Here is a 20,830-nt window from a genome sequence, read left to right on the forward strand (position 1 = left end):
ACAGCGCTCTGGTCCGTCAGGACCGCCTGCACGATATGCAGGGGCTGCAACCGGCCACCCGCGCCACGGTGCAGCTGCTGCAAAATATGCTGCGCCTGGTGGTGGCGGTGGTGCAGATGTTGTCGTCCCTGCTCACCGCCAGTCTGGCGGCGGTCAGCCAAAACGCACCGGCGCAGGCGTTACCGGGCCTAACCCAGGCAGCGGTGACGACAACCGAGCCGGAGCTGGTGACCCTGTACCGTATCACCGGCGATGCGCGTGACACGGCGCGCTTTATTCGTCGCAACCGGCTGCGTCATCCGCTGTTTGTGCCGGGTGGCGAGCGCGTGGAGCTGCTCGGTGGCTGAGGTAGCATTGCGCATCGACAACCGGATTTTCACCCACTGGCTTTCGGTTAGCATTACCCGGGGGCTGGCGCGTCTGGCCGGGGATTTTACCCTCGGGATCATGATGCCCGGCTAGGCGTTGCCCGACAGCCTGCGCGCGGTGGGGCGCTCACGCTGACCCTTGACGGGCAACCGGTTATCACCGGTTACCTGGACAGCGTATCGCACAAGATGGGGACCGACTCGGCACAGGTAACGATAAAGGGCAGGGATAAAACCGGCGATCTGGTGGACTGTTCGGCGGTCTATCCGGGCGGTCAATGGCGTCTCAGCACACTGCAACAGATTGCGCAAGACCTGTGCAAACCTTTTGGCATCGCGGTGCGCTGGGCGGTGTCTGACCCCGAGGCCGCCAAACCCTTTACCTCCTTTACCATTGAACGGTCTGAAAGCGTGGCGGATGTGCTGAGCTGGGCGGAGCGTCACCGTGGCGTTTTGGTGACCAGTAATGCCGACGGCGATCTGGTGTTTACCCAGGCGGCGAACACCCCCACTGACACCCTGCGGCTGGGTGAAAATCTGTTGTCCACCGAGTACACCGAGGACTGGCGCGACCGCCACAGTCAGTATCTGTTTAAAGGCAACGGCGGCGGCGGTGGGCACGCCGGCGACGCCAACACCAACGAGTTGCGCGCCGCGCTCAAGGGAGAAAGCGACGACCCCGCGATTGTACGTTACCGCCCCAAAGTCATTCTGGCTGACAGCAAACTGACCCCTGCCATCGCACGAGCGCGCGCCATGCGGGAAAGCCGCCGGGCATTGGCCCAGTCAGAGCGCTTTACCGCCGTGGTTAAGGGGTGGCGGCGCGAAAGCGGCGAACTGTGGCAGACCAATCGGCTGACCCGCGTCATTGCGCCGCGTCTGTCCATGATCAGTCGTGACCAGGCGACCGTGCTATTGGTAGAAGACCGCCGTCATCGACCCACCGGGCTGCCCGCCGGGGATAGCGGCCTGTATCATTATGAGGGGCATCGCCTGCGTCTGACCCGGGACAGCCGCTGCATCATCACCTGTAAAACACTGGAAGTGGTCGTCGAGCAGGAGGCGGTGTTTAACACCCCGACAGCGCGTTTTACTGATGATGTGGTGATTGAGAAAAACCTGACGGTGAAACAGAACATGACGGTTGCCGGGGACGCTGAGTCCCAAGGTGCCTTTTCCGCGCCTGCTGTATCGGGTGCAGTTTCCCCCGGGCGGCGGCACACGCTGGGATTACGAGCGCTGGGCGCGCGAGGTCCCGGGCGTCACCCGCAGCTGGTGTCTGCCCACCTGGAATGGGGCGGGCACAGTGGGCGTGACCTTCGTGATGGAACATCACCCGGATATCTTCCCAGGCCCGGCCGATATTGCGCGGGTTACCGACTATCTCGCGCGCCACCGGGACCAGGCCACCGGCGAGTGGGTCGGCCAACCGGAGGGGCCGACGGTGACGGTGTTTGCGCCGGGAGCAAAAAAGGTCGATATCACGCTGCGTATCGCCCCCAATACCCCGGATAACCAGGCCCGTATCCGCGAGGCGCTCAGGCAACTGTTTTACACGGCGGCCAAACCGGGCGAAACCCTGTTGCCCTCGGCATTCTGGCGTGTGCTGTCCGGGATAAGCGGACTTGAGGATTACGCCCTGAAAAGCCCGCTGACGCCGGTCAGTAGCGGAAAAACCGAGCTACTGGTGATGGGGGATATCACATGGCTTTAAAGGCACATCAACGCGTGCTGCTGCAACTGCTGCCTGACGGCCTGGCCTGGAACAAAGCGCCGGATACGCTGCTGGCTGACTGGGAGCGTTTTTTAGGGCTGCCGGACTGTGATATCGGCGAGGATGCCGGCATCGATGAGCACCAGCGCTATGTGGCCAACAAGCTGCGCATGAAACCGAGCCTCAACCGGCAGTTTTACATTGAACTAGCGCGGTCTTATGGCTTTACGGTGAGCCTGAGTACGTTGCCAGATAATCAGTGGGTCACGATTGTGACGATTGAGACCCACGTGGACTATCGCCCTACGCATGTGCTTGACCCTGTCACCACGCCGCTGCGGATTTATTACGCCGGGATACTGGAATGCCTGTTAAACCGCTATAAGCCGGCGCATCAGGACTTTCGCTATGTGTATGCCGACAAAAAGGAGAAAGGCTAATGTATTTTTTAGATAACAACAGCGGCATTGCCACCATGCCGCTGCTGAAAGAAACCCAGAGCACCACGCCGTTATGGTTTACCGAGGGCGACGGCAACAAGGGTATCAGCTGGCCGGGGGAGGACTGGTTCAATATCCAGCAAGCCGAACAGCTGGCATTACTGGACGCCGCTGGCATCCGCCCGGATAAGGGTAAGTTAAACAAGTTGACGCTGGCTATCCGCGCAATTATCGGCCAGGAGGCGCTGCTGAAAACGCAGGCATTGGCTGAAATTGCCGCAGCGGGCAAAGGGGCACAGGAAAAGGCGCGCACGCATCTGGGGCTGGGCAAGCTGGTGACCCAGGACGGTATTGAGGAGGCGACGCTTCACCGCAGTGCAGTTAAGCAGCGCCACGCACAGAGCGGACGAGACCACCGCCGCGACACCTAAAGCGGTGAATGAACGGGTGAATGCCGTGGTGGATTATGCCCCGTCGGATTTAGATACGCTGAACAAGCTGGCGCAGGCGATTAGCAATAACCCGAAATTTGCCGAAAGCGTGACGCAGCTCCTGAGCCAGAAACTAGCGAAAAATGAAAATGGGGCCGACATCCCAGACAAAAATCAATTTGTGAAAAACATTGGCCTGACGGAAACGGTAGATTGTGCAAAAAATGCGCTGGATAAACGCACGGGTGGGACCGTCAATGGCGACATTATTTCACAGTGTGGTCAGCTCTTACTGAAAGGGGACAACCACAAGCATCTGGGTTTTCATAATCAGGACGGTAGCGTTCGCATGTGGCTCTACAAAGACAAGGGGGGTGATGGCGTTCGGCTAAACAACGGCAATGACGGTGGCAGAGATTGGGTATTCAATAAAAACGGGCATTTTTATTCCCCCCCCCCAGGCACTTCATGCCGCAGTAGAGACCTATCAAGAGAATGGCAATATCCACGGAGCAGTCTGGGGTGGACATTTGAGCGGCTGGGTGGATAACAGAGTCAATGGTCGTGCCACTTGGGATTATGTTAACGGCACATTTGTGCGTGATATCAGGGGTGGTTTAGAAAGCGTAATAGCATGGAATGGCCCCGGATATGTAGATCAAGGGGGATACGTGTTAACCGGCGCGGCTTTGTTGAATAAATCAGAACTTGTGACTACGCCCCCCTAGCAGATCGATTGTTATGCGATCCGGATGCTGTTCAGCATTCCTAACAGCGTCATTTTGTTAAGCGCTTTGACCATCGCCATTGCCTCACCTACCTTCGCATCATAGTCACGCAGACTTAGATGATAGCCCACTTGCTTTTTCCATACATCGTTACTGCCGCTTAGACGCTGATTCGCAACGGCGTAGTTACGCTCATGGTATCGGTCTGGCCAATATTGCGCCCCACCTCGTGGAGGAATAAGAGGCCTTATTTTCTTCCTCAGCAGAGCATCATGACAGTAGCGGGTATCGTAAGCGCCATCAGCCGACGCTTCCCTGATTTTCCGCTGGTCTGGTTTATCAGAGCTGGTAGGGCCTGAGTATTCGTCGTACCGCTGAGCGATAAGTCAGCACAGATAATCTCATGCGTTCTGTCGGCACATGCTGTCGGACTTTCCATTCGCCTTCGCCAAAGACCTTCAGGCCGGCTCCGTCAATGACTAGAGGTGAGATTTCACCACGGGTCGGCGTTTTTATGCTGATCTTAACTGTCTTTGCTCGCTTGCTGATCAGCGAGTAGTCTGGGTATCTTAGCGGCAGTACCATCAATTTAAAAATGGCGTCAACGAAGCCCTGTAAAGCCCTTAACGAAAGGCCAAACCGCGTTTCATCATCAGAACAGTGGTGATAGCCATATCTGCGTAGTGAAGCGGCCGGCCACGCCGTTCAGGCGTTGTTTTTTCCGTCCATGCAATAATTGCCGACTCATCCAGCCATATCGTCAGAGCCCCGCGCTGCTTGAGAGCTTTGTTGTAAGTGGCCAGTTGGTTATTTTAAACTTTTGCTTTGCCATGGAGTGCAGATGTTGAAATGACGGTAGTGATCTGAGCAGACGATCACCTAAAAGTTATATTTATTCAAAAAAGCCTTGCCGGTCATAAAAAGTTGCTTGATTCAATCTTGAAATGATTTTTTATCGGGTCCAGATTAAGTACAAAACAGGCTTGGTACACTTTTCCGATTAGTAGATTGTAATTATCATGCAATATAATTTTGCGAGCCAGGCAGTCCCGTGTTGCGAGTGCATAAGGCGAAAGCTTACGCTTGGGCCGATGATCCCGCTTGCGTTTTTTTTCTACCACCAGTCTCCCCTTCTGATTGATCCTCATCTTATAGAATCTGTTTTTTTGGTTTTTTCTAAAGGGAAAAGTATGTCACCTACCTGCAGGGCTCTAATCTGGCCATCGTCGGGATTGAAAAGGAAATAGGTATGATCGATCTCAAAAATTTCATAAACTTTATCACCATGATCGTCGTCTGCACTGATAAGGGCGTTATGACCTGGATAATAGGATAATTTGCGATTATTTAAGGCAAGGTCAAAGACCCAGCGTTGTTGACGTTTTTTTTGTATGCAGTGGCTTAATGATACTGTCTGCCAAATCGGACGTGGGATGCCAAGGGATGATCGTACACCCAGGCACTTCCGAGTTTTGTACGCAGATAAATTTTATCAAAACGCCTATGCCGCTTTTGACATCGATCATGGTAAAAACCCGATGTCCATCGCTTGAAATCTCTCCGGTATCACCTGAAATGATATAGGTTTGATCATTCACAAAAAAAGTTGTAATCTCCGCCGTCAATTTGCATGTGAAAAATATCTGAAGATGCGCTGGCGGATAACGTAGGATATCGCGTTAAGGTTGTGCCCCTAGAGTAAGTTTGAGAAAATTTGATCATGCTTTGTCTTATGCCGATGAGGTTTTTGGTCTGTATAATCACCTCGGTAATTTCTCTTCCTTTCGAGAAGATATGTGAGTACAGAGTCAGCGGATTAACGCGCTCTATAGCTTTGAGGGCATGATAAGCTCCACGATGAATATTATAAAGCGCCGTGAGTCCCGGATCGAACGCGTCTAAAGTTAATTTGGATAAATCAAAAATAAAATTTTGTAAGTCACTTGTCTTGATAAAACTAGACGTGACCACATGTTTTAATTTAACCGCGTTGAGGGTGACGCTATCGCCTTTACTTAAGAAGAGCGGTACAGAAGCAATCCTTTCCAATATCGCTGCTACGGGGACTTTTGCAAGCGTTTGGGTGGCTTTGACGACCCCTTTCAAAAAAGGTCTGGCGGTAAAGACGACATCGATGGTGCAATCAATCACAATCTGGTTGGTGTCTTCTAGCTCCACGCTGCGAACGCAGGAATAGAATAAAAATTTCTTTGGCTAATTCAAGCACTTCGTCTTCCCATTTTAGTTCCAGGCCTTGGTTGTACAATGTTTTCTTATTGAGGTCGTATCGTGAGGCAGCGATGCGCTCGACAAATAAACTGACGTTCTCATGCTGTGATTTGTACGGGTTAGCGATGAGGCCGGAATAGCTGAGCTTGAGACTGTGCAGGGGAAAGGGGGGACACCGTCAAACAGGGGTAAAATATGGGCGAGGGGGGCCGAGTGATTGATCTGCTGCAAGCGAAGATCATCTATAATGTCGGTAGCGTAAAATGTGCGCGTTTCGCCATGGTGTGTCGCGTTAAAAAAGATATATTTTTAAAGCGGTGACCAACTGACAATTTTATTGCTGTAAATGGCATCATAGACCGTGCGTTTTAGGGACAGTGTAGGGTTGATGAACTTTAATTTTCCCTTTATGATAAAATTGTAGTTCTCATAACTAAAATTTTTATCATAGAAATCACTTTTTTCAGTGTGTCAATAGCCTGATTGATTCTCTCTAGATTGATATTGTTTTGATTTATCGTATCATAAATGGAATGAATAATGGACGACCACAGTTCGGACATGTCAGGCAACGTTTCTGGCGATAAATGCCGATTCAGGAAGAGAACAGCGATTTTTATGACAACGTGGACTTCATCTATGTCTTCATTGTGTTGTCCCGTGTTTTTGATGTTGTTGAGTACCTGAATACCGCTCTTGATCATTTCCGTTAGCGCTAACATGCTTTCTTCCGGAATAGTAATGTGCCTGGCATGCGCGCCGAGAAAAAGTAAAAACCAGGTCGGGATCCAGACCATAAGTTGCGCAAATTCTACTTCCGCGGGTGCGCTCATAGGGTTCACTGCCAGAATTGGCATTGCGTGGAAAAGATAGCGCGTATTGTAAAACTCCGCCAACGCGTTTTCCTCGGCCAGATTAATGCTGACGGCCACACTGGCATGAAATTCAGCCAGCGTAATATCGCGGTTCTCGTTGAATACTCTAATCATATTTTCTTCAAGGGTAAATCTTTGGAAAAATAGCCTATACAATAAATCACCGACCAGAAACTTTTGTATGTTCTCTGTTAGGTATTCATCATGTTTCTCGCCATAAAGTCCTGTACCGTAGAGAGCAATATGCACGATGTCCAATTGGGCATCGGGTTGCGCGTAAAGTAGTTTCAATGCTGCCAGGGTGAGATGGAATTCGTGAAAATGGTGCGGTAATGACGGACAGTGGGCGATAAAATATCCTGATAATCATTTGTATAATAATATTGTCGATTTGCGATGACTATCCCTGGCGCTGCTACTCTGACGATGGGGACGAATGATGCCGCGCAAGCCCTGGCGGGTAATGGCCTTTTGCCTACGGCGCTGATGTAGGCCGCAATAATTTCCTGGTCTGCGCGTTGTTTACTGCCCGAACGGCGATGGCGATCACCCGTTGCCGTTTAGGGCGTAGCGGGATGAACGACGGTATATCCTGCAAGTTTGTAAGCTGATAGCGTATTTTTACTATGGCTGCGCTGATTCGCTGCCGGCAATGCTTGACCCTGAACGGGAAGCAAAATTTGCAAAGCGCCGTAATGAGTATTGTTGAGCGAAACACACCGGCGTGTTTCGGCCGACGGCCGTCTATACGGCAATTATGACATTGGCCAGGGGCATATTCGTCACCTGTTGAATTGACGTATTCATTAAAAATCAAATTACATGTTTCCCATCGGGGGGTAAATAGGCTTAATAGCTAATTTATCTTGTCATCTCTTTCATTAAACTTCTTATTTTATAAGTTAATATCATTGTGATAATGCTACTGTTTATCCCATGGTGGCTGATGATATTCCTCGGCTTTGACCATTGCGCCCGTGCGCCTTACTCCGCTTGTGCTGATAGCTTGACATTCAGGGCGCGAATGCTCCTTGCCACCCTGCGCTGCAGCACGCGAAAATAAACGGTGATCTCCATCTGTTCCCCGCAACGGATGCCCTAACTGCCCTGAGTGCCCCGCATGCCTGAAAGCGGCGGCCGCCGTTGCTAACCCCCTTCCCGTTTGTCTTCGCTGACTTTATTACGCTTGCTTTTCCGCCTTATTACGCCTTTGTGGGTGTGTGGCTTAACGCCGCGTGTTTTTCTTGTCGAGTAACCGGTGGTAAAGACACAACATTTTTATATACCCGCCCCGGCAATATTGACGATATTTTTATTTTAATTTTTTTAGACTTTTCCTCACGCCAACTCATTTGGAGAATCGCCGTGAATATAGGGGTGATCGCCGGCATTGTGCTGGTGTTTTTGCTATTGGCCTATTTATTTTATGCCCTGTTCCGGGCGGAGGAATTCTGATGGCAGCCGAAGCGTTTTTATTGCTGGCCAGTTTTTTAGCGGTGCTGCTGGTGCTGGCGTAGCCGCTGGGACGATTGATGACAGGGCTGGTGCTCGAAAGCCCGCTGCCGCTAACGGCGGCCTTTGAGCGTACGCTCTGGCACCTGTGCGGAATAGCCGATGGCGCCATGCGCTGGTGTCATTACCTGTGTGCCATTCTGGTATTCAACCTGTTGGGCGGAGCGCTGCTGTTGGCGATTTTGCTGTTGCAGGGCGTGCTGCCCCTTAATCCGCAGCATTTGCCGGGCTTGTCCTGGCATTTGGCGTTAAATACCGCGATAAGTTTCGTCACCAATACCAACTGGCAATCCTACGCCGGTGAAACCACCATCAGCTATTTCAGCACCTTGGCCGGTCTCGCCGTGCAGAATTTCCTGTCGGCGGCGACCGGGATTGCGGTGTTGTTCGCTCTGATTCGGGGCTTTGCCCGACACAGCACGCAATATCTCGGCAATGCCTGGCGTGATCTTGTTCGTATCACGCTTTATGTGTTACTGCCGTTATCGCTTCTGCTGGCGCTGTTTTTCGTCAGCCAGGGGGTGATACAAAACCTCAGCCCCTACCTGACGGTGACGACACTTGAAGGCGCGCAGCAGACGCTGCCCCAATGGGGCCGGTCGCCTCACAGGAAGCGATTAAAATGCTCGGCACCAACGGCGGCGGCCTGTTTAACGCCAACTAGGCCCATCCTTTTGAAAATCCGACCGCGCTGACCAATTTTGTGCAGATGCTGGCAATTTTTCTTATCCCGGCGGTGGTGATTCTGGCCGAGGTGCACGGCAACCCGCATTTAGCGGCGTTGGGGGCGAATAGCGCGATGAATTGGGAAGGTAAGGAAAGCCGGTTTGGCATTCTGAATTCCAGCTTATTTGCCGTCATCACCACCGCGGCTTCCTGCGGTGAGGTCAATGCGATGCATGACTCCTTCACCGCCCTTGGCGGCCTGGTCACGCTCTGGCTGATGCAACTCGGCGAAGTGGTGTTTGGTGGAGTCGGCTCGGGGCTGTACGGCATGTTGGTCAATGTGCTGCTGGCGGTATTCATTGCCGGATTAATGATCGGCCTCACGCCGGAGTATTTAGGCATGCCGGAAATGAAGATGGCGGCCATCTATATCCTCATCACCCCCTCGCTGGTGCTGCTCGGGACGGCGCTGGCGATGATGACCGACGCGGGGCGCGCTGGCATGCTTAATCCAGGGGCGCATGGTTTCAGCGAGGTGCTGTATGCGGTGTCCTCCGCAGACAATAATAATGGCAGCGCGTTTGCCGGTCTCTCTGCCAATACCCCGTTTTGGAATCTCTTACTGGCGGCTGCCATGTTGCTTGAGCGTTTCGCGCCTTTTGTGCCGCTCATGATCATTGCCGGGTCGCTGGCCGGCAGGCAAACGCAGCCCGCCAGTCCGGGGACGCTGCCGACCCATGGCGCGCTGTTTGTCGCTCTCATTATCGGCACGGTATTGCTGATAGGGGCGCTGACATTTATTCCGTCGCTGGCTCTGGGGCCTATTGTTGAACATTTGCAATTAACGGGTCGCTAATTGCCGGAGAATATTCCCTATGGGACATCAATCTTTTTCCCCTCAGCGCAGCGCGCTGTGGCGTATAGCGTTAGTCGCGGCGCTGTGTAAGCTCGATCCCCGGGTGCAGTATCGCAATCCGGTGATGTTTGTGGTGTATCTGGGCAGTATTCTGACGACGTGTCTGGCCATCGCTACGGTGCAGGATGCCGTCGGCGGGCCGTTTGGTTTTACCCTTGCCATTAGCGTGTGGCTCTGGTTCACCGTCCTGTTCGCCAACTTCGCCGAAGCGCTGGCGGAGGGGTGCAGCAAAGCACAGGCGGAAAGTCTGAAAGGCATCAAACGCACCAGTTGGGCGCAGAAACTGGCCGCGCCACAGGTGGAGGCCCAGCGACAGAAGGTGGCGGCGGACAGCCTGCGTAAAGGCGATTACGTGCTGGTGGAGGCGGGCGATATTATCCACTGCGACGGGGAAGTGCTGGCCGGCGGCGCCTCGGTGGATGAAAGCGCGATTACCGGTGAATCGGCGCCCGTCATCCGCGAAGCCGGCGGCGATTTTGCCTCGGTTACCGGCGGTACGCGTATCTTATCCGACTGGCTGATTATCCAATGCAGTGTCAATCCAGGTGAAACCTTCCTGGATCGGATGATCGCCATGGTGGAGAACGCCCAGCGCCGTAAAACGCCTAATGAGGTCGCGCTGACTATCTTGTTGATCTCATTGACCATCGTCTTTCTGCTAGCGACCGCTACCCTCTATCCGTTTTCCGCCTGGAGAGGGACGCCGGTCAGCGTGACGGTACTGGTGCTGCTGCTGGTGTACCTTATTCCGACGACTATCGGCGCATTGCTCTCCGCGATAGGTATCGCCGGCATGAGCCGCATGCTGGGTGCGAATGTGATTGCGACCAGTGGCCGGGCGGTGGAGGCCGCCGGCGATGTGGATGTTCTGCTGATGGACAAGACCGGCACTATTACTCTGGGTAATCGCCAGGCCAGCCAGTTTTTGCCGGCGCAGGGGATCTAGGAGGATGCGCTCGCCAGCGCGGCACAGCTCACGTCGCTGGCGGATGAAACGCCGGAGGGGCGCAGTATCGTCATTTTGGCTAAAACGAAATACAACCTGTGTGAACGCAGTCTGCAAAGTCTGAATGCTACCTTTATTCCCTTTTCCGCCCAGACGCGCATGAGCGGCGTGAACATCGGGCAGAAAATACTGCGCAAAGGGCGGTGGACGCCATTCGCCGCCACGTGGAAAGCAATGGCGGGCATTTTCCGCGGGATGTGGAAGCGCAGGTGGAGGCGGTAGTGCGCCAGGGGGAAACGCCGCTGGTGGTGGCTGAAGATAACACCGTGATGGGCGTGGTGGCACAGAAGGATATCGTTAAGGGCGGCATTAAGGAACGTTTTGCCGAGCTGCGCAAAATGGGCATCAAAACGGTCATGGTAACCGGCGACAACCCCTTGACCGCGGCGGCGATGAATTCGGGCACTCAGGCCGCCAAAGAAGCGGGCAATATGGTCGATTTGGACTCCAACCCTACTAAGCTGCTGGAAGTGGTGCATATCGGCAAGCAAATGCTGATGACGCGCGGCTCGCTGACCACCTTCAGTATCGCCAACGATGTGGCGAAATATTTCGCCATTATTCCGGCGGCGTTCGCGGTGACCTATCCCGCCTTGAACCGGCTGAATGTCATGGGGCTGCATTCGCCGACTTCGGCCATTCTGTCGGCGGTAATTTTCAACGCGCTTATCATTGTGTTGCTGATTCCGCTGGCGTTAAAGGGAGTAAGTTATCGACCGATGTCCGCGGCGCTGCTGCTGCGCCGTAATCTATGGATTTATGGCGCGGGGGGACTGCTGGTCCCGTTTATCGGTATCAAACTGATTGATGTCCTGTTGACCGTTATGGGGTTGGGGTAAGGAGTCTGATGATGAAGTTGTTACGTCCCGCGCTTTCCGTGTTTTTCCTGCTGGTGCTGGTGACCGCCGTGGCCTATCCTTTGGTCGTCACCGGCCTCGCCCAATGGTGGTTTCCCGGCGCTGCGCAAGGTTCGTTAGTCACGCAAGACGGTCAGCCGTGCGGTTCCGTGCTGATTGGTCAGACGTTTACCCGCGCCGGCTACTTTCAGGGGCGGCCCTCGGCGACGGCGGACACGCCGTATAATGCGCCGGCTTCGTCGGGCAGTAACCTGGCGGTCAGTAACCCGGCCCTGGATGATGCGGTCAAACAGAGGGTGACAGCCCTGCTGCAGGCCAACCCGCACGCCGATGCGCCGGTGCCGGTTGAGCTGGTTACCGCCTCCGCCAGCGGTCTGGATCCCCATATCAGTCCCGCCGCCGCGCTGTGGCAGATTCCGCGCGTGGCCGAGGCGCGTCACTTGCCCCAGGCGGAGCTGCGCCGCCTGGTGGACGATAACACCACTCGGCCGCTGCTGTATTTTATCGGCGAGCCGGTAGTGAATGTGCTTAAGCTGAATATGGCGCTGGACGCGCGACAAAAAGGTTAAGGAATCTGCATGACGGATGAACCCCTGCGTCCCGATCCGGACGTATTGCTGGCGCAGGCCGATAATGACGGCCGCGGTAAGCTGAAAATCTATTTTGGTGCCTGCGCGGGGGTGGGTAAAACCTGGGCAATGCTACAGGAGGTGTGCCGGCTGAGGGCGCAGGGGCTGGATGTGGTGGCAGGCGTCGTGGAAACCCACGGCCGTCAGGAGACCGCGGCGCTTCTGGAGGGGTTGGAGGTGCTCAAGCCGCGAGTCACCGGTCGGCGACGCCAGCAGGCGTTCGATCTGGACGCCGCGCTGGCGCGACACCCCGCAGTCATTCTGATGGACGAGCTCGCCCATTCCAATGCGCCGGGCGTCCGGCATCCCAAACGCTGGAAGGATATTGAAGAACTTCTTAAAGCGGGCATCGATGTCCTGACTACCGTGAACGTGCAGCATCTGGAAAGCCTGAATGACGTGGTCAGCGGCGTGACCGGCGTGCGGGTGCGGGAAACGGCATCGGATCCGTTTTTCGACGCCGCCGCGGAAGTGGTGCTGGTAGATTTGCCGCTGGACGATTTGCTGGTGCGGCTCAAACAGGGCAAGGTGTACGTCGGCGACCGCGCTGAACGGGCGATCGAGAATTTTTTCCGCAAAGGGAATTTGTTTGCGTTACGCGAGCTGGCGCTGCGGCGCACGGCCGATCGCGTCGATGGTCAGATATGCGCCTGGCGGGACGCCCGCGGACGCGAGGAGAAAGTCTGGCATACGCGGGATGCGGTGCTATTGTGCATCGGCGCCAGTACCGGCAGCGAAAAGCTGGTTCGCACCGCAGCAAGGCTGGCCGCCAAACTCGGCAGCGAGTGGCATGCCGTTACGGTTGAGACGCCGACGCTCTACCGCCGGGGAGAAGCGCAACGGCGCGTGACGCTGCGTACGCTGCAGCTGGCGCAAAAGATGGGCGCCGTCACCGCTACCCTGTCGCGGACCCCGACGAGGCAATGGCGGTGCTGCGTTACGCGCGCGAGCATAATTTGGGCAAAATTATCCTGGGCCTGCCGCCGCAGCGCCGCTGGCGTTTCGCCAACCGTTTCACCCGTCGCCTAAGCCGCCTCGGCCCAGATGTGGATCTGATCGTCGTGGCGTTGGATCGCCGATGAGGCCCGTGGCGTGACCAACGGCTGGCGGCAGAATATGCGCGGCGCGTTGACGGCGGGGGAGCTGTGCGGTTTGATTACGCTGTTATGCCAATGGCTTGTGCCCGGCGTTTCGCCGATTAACCTGGTGATGATTTATCTGCTGGGGGTAGTGTTGATAGCTATCGCCTTCGGCAGGATACCGTCGGTGTGGCGGCGGCGTTATTGAATATCGTGGCGTTCGATCTGTTCTTCGTCGCGCCGGCCGGCTCGTTTGCCGTTTCGGATGCCGAGTATCTGGTGACCTTTACCGTGATGCTGGCGGTCGGCTTGCTCACCGGCAACATGACGGCGGGCGTACGTTACCAGGCCCGCGTCGCCCGGTACCGGGAACAGCGGGCGCGCTATCTGTATGAAATGGCCGATGGCCTGAGCCGGGTACGCCAGCCGGAGGCAATCGCGCAAATCTGCCAGCGGGTGGTGAGCGCGGCGCTCTGGCCCGCTGTGAAATCTGGCTGCCCGACAAACAGGGCGAGCTGCATGCCCCGGCCCAGAGTATGATGCACACCGTACCGGATGCGGCGATTGTCAAATGGAGTTTCGATAAAGAGCAGGTGGCCGGCGTCGGTACCGACACGCTGCCCGGTGTCCCCTATAAAATTTTGCCGCTTATCTTATCGGGGCGGACTTGAGATTGTTGATTATCGAACCAAGCAATGTGCGGCATCTGATGATTCCAGAACAGCAGCGTTTGTTGGAGACGTTTTTAGTGCTTATCGCCGGCGCGGTGGAGCGTCTTGAGCTGACGCTCCACGAGCAGTCGTCGCGCCTGGCGGAGGAGCGCGAAGAACTGCGTATCGCTGTTGGCGGTGCTGTCCCACGATTTGCGCACGCCGCTTACGGTATTGTTCGGCAGGCGGAAATTTTGATGCTTAATCTCTCGTCCGAGGGTTCGCGCTACATTCATCAGGCTGGCGAATTGCGCCAGCAAACGCTGAGCACCATTCGGCTGGTAAATAATATCCTGGATATGGCGCGCATTGAGGCCGATGGTTTTCGTGCACAAACGGACTGGATTGCGCTAGAAGAGGTGATCGGCAGCGCGCTGAAATCTCTGGAAAGTATCCTTTCGCCGCGCCAGGTCCGGCTGGATTTACCCCATGAAATGATCCTGCTGCAGGCGGATGGGCCGCTATTGGAGCGCGTATTTGTCAACTTGCTGGAAAATGCGCATAAATATGCCGGCCCGGAGGCGGAAATCGGCATTCAGGTGGAGAAACACGCGGATAGCTTAAAAATATCGGTGTGGGATACGGGCCCGGGCCTTCCGGCTGGCAAGGAAAAATAGTTGTTCGACAAATTTACCCGTGGTCATCAGGAATCGGCCATTCCCGGTGTCGGTATGGGACTGGCGATTTGCCGAGCCATCGTCGAGATGCATCATGGCGAGATTTATGCGGCTAACCGCCCGACGGGCGGCGCCTGCTTTACCCTTATTCTTCCCCTGCCGCCCGCCCTTGCGCTGGAGGAACTTTTACAGGAGGATGCGTGAAAACTTTATTGATTATCGACGACGAAAAGCACATCTGCCGGTTTTTGCGCGCGTCTTTGGAAAGCGACGACATTAAGGTCTTTGAGGCGGAAACCCTGGCTCGCGGGTTGAGTACCGCCGCATCGCGCCAGCCCGACTTGGTGATTTTAGATTTAGGTTTGCCTGATGGCGACGGGGTGACCTTTATACGTGAATTCCGCCAGTGGAGCGATAAACCCATTATTTTCCTGTCCGCGCGCGTGGGTGAGGACGATAAAATTGAGGCGCTGGATGCGGGTGCCGATGATTTTCTCTGTAAGCCGTTCGGCATGGGAGAGCTTCAGGCCCGGGTGCGGTGGCGCTCGCTGCGCAGAGGGGAAAATGCGCGCGAACAGGTGATTAGCTTTGGCGACGTGACGGTCAATCTCAGCGCGCATACGGTAACACGTGCCGGTAACGTGCTTCATCTTACGCCGACGGAGTGCCGCCTGCTTGCCCTGCTGGTCAGTAACCCCGGCAAGGTGCTGACGCAGGCGCATATCTTAAAACAGGTGTGGGGACCGACGGCGGATAACAGTCAATATTTGCGTATTTACATGGGCCATTTGCGTCACAAATTGGAGTCCGATCCTGCCCCAGCCGCAGCACTTTATGACCGAAAATGGGGTGGGTTACCACTTCGTTTGACCGTTGGCGGCGCGGTTGCCGCTTCATCAGGGTACCCGCCCTTCTACCTGTTTTAACTCCGGCTGCCTCTGTACGCTTACTCGCTGCTGCGTTGCAGCGACAGCGGTTTCCCCGTCCGTTATTGCGCCAGGCGCCCGCCGCCGACGTCGTATAGGCGTCAACGGCCGGTGGCATTATGCTTAATGGCCCCCGTGCGGGGAACAGAGGAGTGCTAACGTGTCTATGATTGACAACATCAACCCCGGCCGATTGCAGCAGCGGATTCGCCATGCGCTGCGTTTTCGCCATCTGACGGTGGCGGAAAAAACACGGGTGGCACAGCGTTTTTACCGCATCGTTTTCACCGGTGAAGGCCTGGCCGGATTCCTTTCTACCGGTTTCGACGACCACGTTAAGGTCTTTTCCCCCGATGCTGTCGGCGAATTACGGCTGCCCACCGTTATCGACGAGGGCATCGTCTGGCAGGACGGCGTGCGGCCGGCGGCCCGGGATTATACGCCGCTGGCCTTTGACGCCGCAGGCAATCGTCTTACCCTTGATTTCTATATTCATCCAGTAGGCGTGGCCAGCGATTGGGCTAGCCGGGCGCAGCCGGGAGACACCTCGGCGTTAGGAGGCCCGCGGGATTCGCTGGTGGTGCCTGAGGATTATGCTTTTCAACTGTATGTTTGCGACGAAACTGGCTTGCCGGCGTTGAAACGCTGATTGCAAACGCTACAGGCCGCTGATGTCCACCTGTATATTCTGACCGATACCGCGGTGGGAGAGGCTTATCTGGGGGATGCCGGTAGCGCCAGAGTGACCTGGCTTGGCGATGGCGACCTGCCGGGGGCGCAAGATCCTGCTGCGCTTATCGCTGCCCTGGATGCCCTGCCGTTGCCTGACGAAGACTATTTCATTTGGCTGACGGGGGAAGAGCAGCGGGTCAAACGGCTCAGCGATTATTTCATCGGCCAGCGCCGGCGCGAGGCGTCGTGCGTGAATGTGGTCGCTTACTGGCACCAGAAATAGCCCGTATGTCCAGCGGATAGTGTGCCGCCGCCCGTGTTGAATTTTCACGGACGGCGGACTACTATCAACCCCCCCCTTGTGATGGCAGGCCCGGACAGGTGATGAAACCCGATCAGAATACTTCCCCGCTGACAGCCTATAACGAGCGCCGCGCCGGGTACGCCAACGCGCGCAGGAAACGACGGGAAAAAATGTTGGCCGCCAGCGAAATGCGCCTGCTGATCCTGCATTTTCTCGCCCAGGGACCGGCCCACGGCTATGAGCTTATTAAAGCTATCGAAGATCTGTCCAAGGGTGAATATACCCCTAGTCCCGGCATTATTTACCCTAATCTGACGCTGCTCGAAGAAACAGGTTGTATTCGCGTGCTGGATGAGGGTGATAAGCGTAAAGCGTATGTGATCGACCGCCAGGGGCATATATTGTTACAGGAAAGCCAAGCGGTGTTAACTATTCTTATCCATCGATTAACATCATTAATAATCGTAGCATCCCTGAAGTTGAACGGGCTATTCATAATATGAAATCGGCGATAAATACCCATCTCTCGCAGTCAAATATATCAAAGACCGCCATGCATGCCATAATAGACGCTATGGATGAAGCCGCCAAAAAAATAGAACGCAGTTGATTGTAAAGTAATTATCCCCCCTTTTTCTGCCAGGTTGTATTTCTATTCCCCTTTCGTTTTGTTATTTTATTCCCTATACTAAAAAGGTTTGGTTAAAGAATATAAACGGTAGTTTCCCCTCTAATTTAATGGCATTATAGTGCAGGCCAATTAATCCGTTTCACACCAGTCGCCGGAGGGAATATGTCAGATAAGAAAGAAACGGCCCCGAATGATTTACGTTCAGCCATTGAATTACTAAAAAATAGAGACGGGGAATTTGTCACAACAGATATTGAAGTTGATCCCCACGCCGAGATATCCGGCGTTATCGCTATGTTGGCGCGGGGGGGCCACCTGCGAGCATCCGACCCGTAAAGAGCCGGCGATGATGTTCAGCAAGATTAAAGGTTTCCCTGATTTGCGCGTGGTAACCGGATTGATGTCGACCCGCGAACGCGTCGGCCATTTGCTGAATTGTGCGCCGGAAAAGCTAGGTTTTTTACTGCGTGATTCAGTGCATCACGCCATTCCGCCGGTGGTGGTCTCAACGCGGCCGGTTTGTCAGTAAGTGGTTCATTACGCCGAGGACCCGGCATTCGATTTACGCACTTTACTTCCCGCGTCCACCAATACCGAAGAAGATGCCAGCCCTTATTTCACTATGGGCATGTGTTACGCCTCGGATCCCGAAACGCATGAATACGATATCACCATCCACCGGTTATGTATCCAGAGTCGGGATGAGTTGTCGATGTGGCTTACGCCCGGTCGTCATATTGATGCTTTCCGCGAAAAGGCGGAACAGGAGGGAAAGGCATTGCCGATTTCTATCAGCATCGGTGTCGATCCGGCGGTAGAAATCGCGGCCTGCTTCGAGCCGCCCACCACGCCATTGGGCTTCAATGAACTCAGCATTGCCGGTATGCTGCGGGGTAAACTGGTAGAACTGACGCCGTGTTTGACTATTAATGAGCACGCCATTGCCCATGCGGAAATCGTTATCGAAGGCGAACTGCTACCGCATGTGCGGGTGCGTGAAGATCAGAATACCCACACGGGTAAAGCGATGCCGGAATTCCCGGGCTATACCGGGGAAGCCAAAGAGGCGCTACCGGTAATCAAAGTGAAAGCGGTGACGCATCGGCGCCAGCTGATTTTGCAAACCACGCTGGGACCGAGCGGCGAGCATGTCAGCATGGCGGGAATTCCTACCGAAGCCAGCATCCTCGATATGCTCGATCGCGCCATGCCGGGCCGGGTCCTGAATGTCAATGCGCATACCGCCGGCGGGGGTAAACTACTGGCGGTGATACAATTTCGCAAAGCATCACCGGTGGATGAAGGCCGCCAGCGGCAGGCCGCGCTCATTGCTTTCGCCGCATTTTCGGAACTAAAGCAGGTGATTATGGTTGATGAAGATGTCGATATTTTTGACACTGACGACATTCTCTGGGCGATGCAAACCCGCTATCAGGGTGATGTGGATACCGTTTTCATTCCCGGTGTCCGCTGCCATCCGCTCGATCCTTCCCAGACGCCGGCCTATAGCCCGAGCATTCTTCAGCAGGGGATGACCTGTAAAACCATCTTCGATTGCACGGTTCCTTGGCATCTCAAGGCGCAGTTTGAACGATCCAAGTTCAAACAGGTGGATGTAACACGTTTTTTGCCCAATTTTGCATAAGTGAGGCGGTTGTGGGTAAACGGCGCATTATTGTCGGTATCAGCGGCGCGTCAGGTTTTCAGTATGGAATGAAAGCGCTAACGCTTTTGCGCGAGCAGGATATCGAAGTGCATCTGGTGGTGACCAAAGGCGCGGAAATCACCCGCGCGCTGGATCTGTTTGATCTGGATGTTGGGGGCCTCACGCGCTGGGGCGAACAGAAATAGCGATAATGAGGAGTAAACAATGGTAGTGGGCCCGTTTGTCAATGGAAGTTCGGTTCTGATAGGGGGGCGGGGCTTATTGGGGCGTTTCTGGGCACTAAAGTGCCCGAAAGGCTGAGCCTTGCGCTGCCGATGACCTTTGGTTTGTCATCCATGGGTCTGGGTATTGTCCTGATTGGTAAAATTCATAGCCTGCTGGCGGTGGTACTGGCGCTTATCATCGGTAGCGCGCTGGGGGAATGGATATTTTTAGAAAAAAATCGGCACCTTGGGAAATCTGGCGAAAGGGTTGGTTAGCCGCTTCCAAACCGCTGACGCGGACATGGATCCCTTGGTGTTCACCGAAAAATATGTTGCCATTATGGTGCTGTTTTGCGCCAGCGGAACCGGCATTATAGGCGCCATGACCGAAGGTATGACCCACGATCCCAATATTCTGTTGGTCAAATCGATTATGGATATTTTTACCGCCGCCATTTTCGCTACGGTGCTCGGCTATGCGGTAGCGGTGATTGCCATTCCGCAATTAATCATTCAACTGCTGCTGGCCGCGGGTTTCCGTATCGCCGGGATTAAGTCGTTTCCGGTCGCGAATATGCTGCCGGCGCTGATCCTGGTCATGCCGGTGTCTTATCTTTGGACGCTGCTGATTCATTAACGTCCGGCGACACGCGGATGACGCCGGTTTGTGCATGATAAGCCCAGCGCCCGATCTGCACAGAGGAGGTACTTTGGATCTAAAAAGGCTGCAGTATTTTTGCACCATAGAGGAACAGGGCTCCATCAGTAAGGCCGCGAAGCTATTGAATATGGCGCAACCGCCGCTGGGCAAGCGTTTACAGGAAATGGAAAACGAAATCGGGCCCCTCTGTTCATCCGCACCCCGCGGAGAATACGATTAACCGATGCGTGCACCTTTTTGTATCGTCAAGCCTGCGACATTCTCAGTAAGGTTAACAGTCTTGAGCAGCAAACCCGTCAGATAGCGACCCGCAAAAAGTGGGTCGTCTCGATCGGTGTTTCCTATTTATTTCTGCGCTACTTCACAACGTTGTTGCTGGATTATTACCGCTAGCGGCCGGAATGGGATATTCATATTCTGGTGTCGAATTCCAGCCATCTGGAGAAGATGCTGCTCAATCACGTTATCGATATCGCTTTGATGCATTGTCCCGCCGATAAAACGCCTTGGTCCCTGTGGAAGCTGGCGCCCATCGACACGCTGGCCGTCATTTCCAGCCAGGACGCCGCGCGCTTCGCTGGCAGAGCAGTCAAATTCGACGATTTCAGCGGTTTGCCGCTTATTTTGCTGCACCGTATCGGCGGCGAAGGCACCTATGAAAAGCTGCGCAACATCCTGTACGAGACGCTGACACCGGTCAATATCAGTATCAAAGTCTCTGAACCCAGCCTGATTTTGGAAATGATGGAGCAGGGTTTTGACGACGCCGCGTTTATTCCCCGATCGGAATTCGTGCCCAGTCCGCACGGTAAATATATCGCCTGCCCGCTAGCGGAGCCCTTGATGATTTACAAACCGGCGCTGGTGTCGCTGAGTACCGCCCGTGACAGCTTGCTATGGCGGTTGGGTGATGAGGTGTAGCGGCAGTTTGACACTTTTACCGAAGGTGGCGGGTGTCATGGCCGCAGTGGTCCCAACACCGGCGCTACC

General features: G+C 54.8%; 13 protein-coding genes and 11 pseudogenes. 21 read left to right on the plus strand and 3 right to left on the minus strand.

The features are described from left to right. Positions 1 to 35 precede the first annotated feature (35 nt). The 7 genes and pseudogenes from SGP1_RS03055 (at position 36) to SGP1_RS29025 (ending at position 3,503) form a co-directional block, all read left to right on the plus strand. Entirely contained in the window at positions 36 to 347 is a 312-nt protein-coding gene (locus SGP1_RS03055) for a hypothetical protein (protein ID WP_041866596.1), read from the plus strand. Then, positions 340 to 462: a phage baseplate assembly protein gene (locus tag SGP1_RS34930; RefSeq protein ID WP_279379438.1), complete on the plus strand. Its 123-nt coding sequence runs from the start codon at positions 340 to 342 to the stop codon at positions 460 to 462. The genes SGP1_RS03055 and SGP1_RS34930 overlap by 8 nt, the downstream gene beginning before the upstream one ends. Positions 463 to 524: 62 nt before the next feature. Further along, positions 525 to 1,490: pseudogene (locus SGP1_RS36085) on the plus strand (phage baseplate assembly protein V); the annotation flags it as partial. Between the two features lie 73 nt (positions 1,491 to 1,563). Then, positions 1,564 to 2,082 carry a baseplate J/gp47 family protein gene (locus SGP1_RS26500; protein WP_158302321.1) on the plus strand — a complete coding sequence of 173 codons (519 nt, stop codon included), beginning with the start codon at positions 1,564 to 1,566 and terminating at the stop codon, positions 2,080 to 2,082. Beyond that, on the plus strand, positions 2,073 to 2,522 hold the full coding sequence (locus SGP1_RS03070; RefSeq protein WP_011410187.1) for a putative phage tail protein: 450 nt from the start codon (positions 2,073 to 2,075) through the stop codon (positions 2,520 to 2,522). Before SGP1_RS26500 ends, SGP1_RS03070 begins: the two co-directional genes overlap by 10 nt. Beyond that, positions 2,522 to 2,953 carry a hypothetical protein gene (locus tag SGP1_RS03075; RefSeq protein WP_050747378.1) on the plus strand — a complete coding sequence of 144 codons (432 nt, stop codon included), beginning with the start codon at positions 2,522 to 2,524 and terminating at the stop codon, positions 2,951 to 2,953. The genes SGP1_RS03070 and SGP1_RS03075 overlap by 1 nt, the downstream gene beginning before the upstream one ends. Continuing rightward, positions 2,898 to 3,503, plus strand: a complete 606-nt coding sequence (locus SGP1_RS29025; RefSeq protein ID WP_158302322.1) for a tail fiber protein — start codon at positions 2,898 to 2,900, stop codon at positions 3,501 to 3,503. Before SGP1_RS03075 ends, SGP1_RS29025 begins: the two co-directional genes overlap by 56 nt. Positions 3,504 to 3,692: 189 nt before the next feature. Here the strand turns inward: SGP1_RS29025 and SGP1_RS26510 are convergent. The 3 genes and pseudogenes from SGP1_RS26510 to SGP1_RS03110 all read right to left on the minus strand — a co-directional run bounded on the left by SGP1_RS26510 (position 3,693) and on the right by SGP1_RS03110 (position 7,076). After that, positions 3,693 to 4,513: pseudogene (locus tag SGP1_RS26510) on the minus strand (IS5 family transposase). Positions 4,514 to 5,271: 758 nt separating this feature from the next. After that, complete coding sequence (locus SGP1_RS03105; RefSeq protein ID WP_011410188.1) at positions 5,272 to 5,859, minus strand: hypothetical protein; 588 nt, start codon at positions 5,857 to 5,859, stop codon at positions 5,272 to 5,274. A gap of 458 nt (positions 5,860 to 6,317) precedes the next feature. Then, positions 6,318 to 7,076, minus strand: coding sequence for a hypothetical protein (locus SGP1_RS03110; protein ID WP_011410189.1), 759 nt, complete (start codon positions 7,074 to 7,076; stop codon positions 6,318 to 6,320). Positions 7,077 to 7,928: 852 nt separating this feature from the next. Between SGP1_RS03110 and kdpF the strand changes: the two genes are divergently transcribed. The 14 genes and pseudogenes from kdpF to SGP1_RS32610 all read left to right on the plus strand — a co-directional run bounded on the left by kdpF (position 7,929) and on the right by SGP1_RS32610 (position 20,761). Beyond that, positions 7,929 to 8,240 (plus strand): K(+)-transporting ATPase subunit F, encoded by a 312-nt coding sequence (gene kdpF / locus SGP1_RS32595; RefSeq protein ID WP_041866600.1) that lies wholly within the window; start codon positions 7,929 to 7,931, stop codon positions 8,238 to 8,240. Further along, positions 8,240 to 9,819: pseudogene (locus SGP1_RS03120) on the plus strand (potassium-transporting ATPase subunit KdpA). The gene kdpF and the pseudogene SGP1_RS03120 overlap by 1 nt, the downstream one beginning before the upstream one ends. A gap of 19 nt (positions 9,820 to 9,838) precedes the next feature. Continuing rightward, positions 9,839 to 11,724 (plus strand): annotated as a pseudogene (gene kdpB, locus SGP1_RS03125) (potassium-transporting ATPase subunit KdpB). An 11-nt stretch (positions 11,725 to 11,735) separates the two neighbouring features. Beyond that, positions 11,736 to 12,311 (plus strand): potassium-transporting ATPase subunit KdpC, encoded by a 576-nt coding sequence (gene kdpC, locus SGP1_RS03130; RefSeq protein ID WP_041866601.1) that lies wholly within the window; start codon positions 11,736 to 11,738, stop codon positions 12,309 to 12,311. Positions 12,312 to 12,320: 9 nt separating this feature from the next. After that, a pseudogene (kdpD, locus tag SGP1_RS03135) lies at positions 12,321 to 14,981 on the plus strand (two-component system sensor histidine kinase KdpD). Then, positions 14,978 to 15,647: pseudogene (locus SGP1_RS03140) on the plus strand (response regulator). Before kdpD ends, SGP1_RS03140 begins: the two co-directional pseudogenes overlap by 4 nt. Before the next feature lie 222 nt (positions 15,648 to 15,869). Beyond that, a pseudogene (locus SGP1_RS03145) lies at positions 15,870 to 16,658 on the plus strand (siderophore-interacting protein). Between the two features lie 101 nt (positions 16,659 to 16,759). After that, positions 16,760 to 17,289: pseudogene (locus SGP1_RS03150) on the plus strand (PadR family transcriptional regulator). A 183-nt stretch (positions 17,290 to 17,472) separates the two neighbouring features. Beyond that, positions 17,473 to 18,955 (plus strand): annotated as a pseudogene (locus SGP1_RS03155) (UbiD family decarboxylase). Positions 18,956 to 18,966: 11 nt separating this feature from the next. Next, positions 18,967 to 19,110, plus strand: a pseudogene (locus SGP1_RS03160) (flavoprotein); the annotation flags it as partial. Between the two features lie 70 nt (positions 19,111 to 19,180). Further along, a pseudogene (locus SGP1_RS03165) lies at positions 19,181 to 19,816 on the plus strand (DUF554 domain-containing protein). A 34-nt stretch (positions 19,817 to 19,850) separates the two neighbouring features. Next, positions 19,851 to 20,060, plus strand: a complete 210-nt coding sequence (locus SGP1_RS32600) for a helix-turn-helix domain-containing protein (protein WP_243466162.1) — start codon at positions 19,851 to 19,853, stop codon at positions 20,058 to 20,060. A 17-nt stretch (positions 20,061 to 20,077) separates the two neighbouring features. Beyond that, the gene (locus tag SGP1_RS32605; protein WP_243466163.1) at positions 20,078 to 20,233 is read left to right on the plus strand and encodes a hypothetical protein; all 156 of its coding nucleotides are present in this window, start codon (positions 20,078 to 20,080) and stop codon (positions 20,231 to 20,233) included. A gap of 27 nt (positions 20,234 to 20,260) precedes the next feature. Beyond that, entirely contained in the window at positions 20,261 to 20,761 is a 501-nt protein-coding gene (locus SGP1_RS32610; protein ID WP_243466164.1) for a LysR family transcriptional regulator substrate-binding protein, read from the plus strand. The last annotated feature ends 69 nt before the right edge of the window (positions 20,762 to 20,830 follow it).

The organism is Sodalis glossinidius str. 'morsitans' (genome assembly GCF_000010085.1).
In the GTDB taxonomy this organism is placed as follows: domain Bacteria; phylum Pseudomonadota; class Gammaproteobacteria; order Enterobacterales; family Enterobacteriaceae; genus Sodalis; species Sodalis glossinidius.

Excerpts from the sequence above, each read along its gene's own strand:
- SGP1_RS03070 (WP_011410187.1), top strand. The coding sequence starts at position 2,073 with ATGGCTTTAAAGGCACATCAACGCGTGCTGCTGCAACTGCTGCCTGAC.
- SGP1_RS03075 (WP_050747378.1), top strand. The coding sequence starts at position 2,522 with ATGTATTTTTTAGATAACAACAGCGGCATTGCCACCATGCCGCTGCTG.
- SGP1_RS32600 (WP_243466162.1), top strand. The coding sequence starts at position 19,851 with ATGATAAGCCCAGCGCCCGATCTGCACAGAGGAGGTACTTTGGATCTA.
- SGP1_RS03055 (WP_041866596.1), top strand. The coding sequence starts at position 36 with ATGCAGGGGCTGCAACCGGCCACCCGCGCCACGGTGCAGCTGCTGCAA.
- kdpC (WP_041866601.1), top strand. The coding sequence starts at position 11,736 with ATGAAGTTGTTACGTCCCGCGCTTTCCGTGTTTTTCCTGCTGGTGCTG.